Origin of the sequence: Pseudoxanthobacter sp., assembly GCF_036822375.1 — a bacterium.
Lineage (GTDB): Bacteria > Pseudomonadota > Alphaproteobacteria > Rhizobiales > Segnochrobactraceae > Pseudoxanthobacter.
In genome coordinates this window covers 15,574-18,122 of record NZ_DAISHT010000063.1, presented here as the reverse complement: position 1 = coordinate 18,122, position 2,549 = coordinate 15,574, and the positions used below count along the sequence as shown (strand labels likewise).

Below are 2,549 nucleotides of genomic sequence, written 5' to 3'. Positions count from 1 at the left end.
GGACCCGAGGCCGAAAGCCCCGATCTGGGGTTCGACCGACCTCCGCCCGCCGGCCCCGCCGGCCCTGATGTCGCCGTCCTGCCGCTCCGCCTGCCCGTGCGGGCGCCGGATGCGGGCGGCCGCACTGTCGTGGCGGGGTGACCGGCATGCCCTGGGTTCAACTCATCGTCGTTCTCTGCCTGATCCTGCTCAACGCGTTCTTCGCGATGTCGGAACTGGCGGTCGTCTCCTCGCGCCGGGCCCGTCTGCAGCAGATGGTGACCGAGGGCCGGCGCGGTGCCGCCTCGGCGCTGCGGCTGTCGGAAGACCCGACCGGCTTTCTCTCCGCCGTGCAGATCGGCATCACGCTGGTGGCGATCCTGTCGGGTGCTTACGGCGAATCGTCGTTCGCCCAGCCGCTGGCTGAGGAACTCAGCCGGTTTCCCGCCCTTGCCGCCCATGCCAGCGCCATTGCCTCCGCCGTGGTGGTGTTCCTGCTCGCCTATGTCTCGCTGATCGTCGGCGAACTGGTGCCGAAGCGGCTGGCGCTCACCAATCCGGAGCGCTTCGCCTGCATCGTCGCCGGGCCGATGACGGTCGTTGCCGCCATCGGCAAGCCGATCGTGGTGCTGCTGCGTCTGTCCACCGAAACGGTGCTGCGGCTCATCGGCGTCAAGCCGGACAGCGCCTCGCGCGTGACGGAAGAGGAGGTGAAGAGCCTCATTGCGGAGGGCACGGAGGCCGGCGTTTTCCAGCCTGCCGAGCGCGAGATGCTGGAAGGCGTGCTGCGCGTTGCCGACCGTTCGGTGCGCTCCATCATGGTCGCCCGGCCGGACGTGATCTGGCTCGACATCGATGACGAACCCGATGTCGTCATGGATGAAATCAGTGCCTCCGGCCATTCGCGCTATCCGATTGCGCATGGCGACATCGAAGACCTGATCGGCGTGGTCCACGCCAAGGACCTGCTGGAACAGCAGCGCCGTACCGGGTCGTTCGATCTTGAATCGGTCGCCCGGCCCGCGGTGTTCGTGGCCGATCGCACGCCGATCCTGAAGCTGCTCGACCAGTTCCGCTCCGCCAATGTCCACCTCATCGTGGTGGTGGACGAGCACGGCTCCATCGAAGGCATCGTCACGCCGTCGGACATTCTCTCCGCCATCGCCGGCAGCCTGCCGGAAGGCGAGGGCGAGCCGGACCCCGATGCCGTGCGGCGCCACGACGGCTCGTGGCTGCTCGACGGGCGCATGCCCATCGACGACGTGGAACGCACCCTCGGCCTCAGGGGCATGAACGAGGACGAGGAGTTCTCCACCATCGCCGGTTTCGTGCTGAACGAGATGCGCCGCATTCCCGCTGCGGGCGAGAGCTTCCTGTGGAAGGGCTGGCGCTTCGAGGTGGTGGACCTCGATAACCGGCGCATCGACAAGGTGCTGGCGAGCCCGGTTTCCGACGAAAGCTGACGGGCGCTCATTCGCGGCCGGGCGCGCTCGTCGTGCCCGCCGCCTGCCGGCTGCACGGACGCGAGACAAAAGAGAACACCGATGACCGACACCGCTCCGCCCGCCACCGCCGCCCCGGCGCCGCGCGGCCGCCTTCAGCTGCTGGACGTGCTGCGCGCGGCGGCGCTGGCGGCCATGGTCGTCTATCACTTCTCGTTCGATCTCTCGTTCTTCGGCTTCACCGACTGGCAGGTGGCCTCGGCCACCGGCTGGGTGGTGTTTGCCCGCTCCATCGCGGTTTCCTTCCTGTTCATCGCCGGCCTCTCGCTGGTGCTGGCCAACAGGCGCGCCATCCGGCCCGCGGTGGTGCTGCGCCGCTTCGCCACCATCGCGGTGGCCGCCGGGCTGGTCAGCCTCGGTACCTATTTCGCGGTACCGGACGAGATGGTGCGGTTCGGCATTCTCCATCTCATCGCCTTCGGCAGTCTGGCGGGGCTGGCCTTTCTGCGCCTGCCGCCGCCGCTGACGCTGCTGGCCGGCGTGCTGGTTCTGGTGGCACCGGTCTATGCCCGCTCGGATCTGTTCGATCCGCGCTGGCTGCTGTGGACCGGGCTTGGCTATGACCGGCCGGCTGCGATGGATTATGTGCCGGTCTTTCCGTGGTTCGGCGTCATGCTCATCGGCATCGCGGCGGGCCGGGTGCTGACCGACAGCGGGCTGACGGAGCGGCTGGCGGCGTTTTCCTGCACGCGATGGCCGGTGCGGGCGGCGGCCTTTGCCGGGCGGCATACCCTCATCATCTATCTGGTGCACCAGCCGCTGCTGTTCGGCGCCCTGCAACTGGCGCTGTGGCTGGGGGTGACACCGCCGGCGCAGGTCGCGAACTATCGCACGAGCTGTCTGGAAAGCTGCCACGCCAGCGGCGGCGAGGCGGCGCGCTGCACGGCCTATTGCGACTGCACGGCAGAGGGCTTCACCCGCGCCGGGCTGTGGCGGGGTGCGGGCAGCAGCAGCACGGCCGAGGCGGCCGTCGATGGCATCGTGCGGCAATGTCAGGGCGTGGCACAGCGCCTCGTCGTGCCGCAGTAGCGCCGGCGGCAGCCGCCCGGCGGACCGGAACGGAGCGGC

2 protein-coding genes are annotated in these 2,549 nt (G+C 69.2%); both read left to right on the top strand.

Features of this window, described 5'->3' with window-relative positions; genetic code table 11:
- Nucleotides 1–146 precede the first annotated feature (146 nt).
- Nucleotides 147–1,442 carry a hemolysin family protein gene (locus V7067_RS08325; RefSeq protein WP_334175427.1) on the top strand — a complete coding sequence of 432 codons (1,296 nt, stop codon included), beginning with the start codon at nt 147–149 and terminating at the stop codon, nt 1,440–1,442.
- Nucleotides 1,443–1,523: 81 nt separating this feature from the next.
- The gene (locus tag V7067_RS08320; protein ID WP_334175426.1) at nt 1,524–2,510 is read left to right on the top strand and encodes a heparan-alpha-glucosaminide N-acetyltransferase; all 987 of its coding nucleotides are present in this window, start codon (nt 1,524–1,526) and stop codon (nt 2,508–2,510) included.
- Nucleotides 2,511–2,549: the final 39 nt, after the last annotated feature.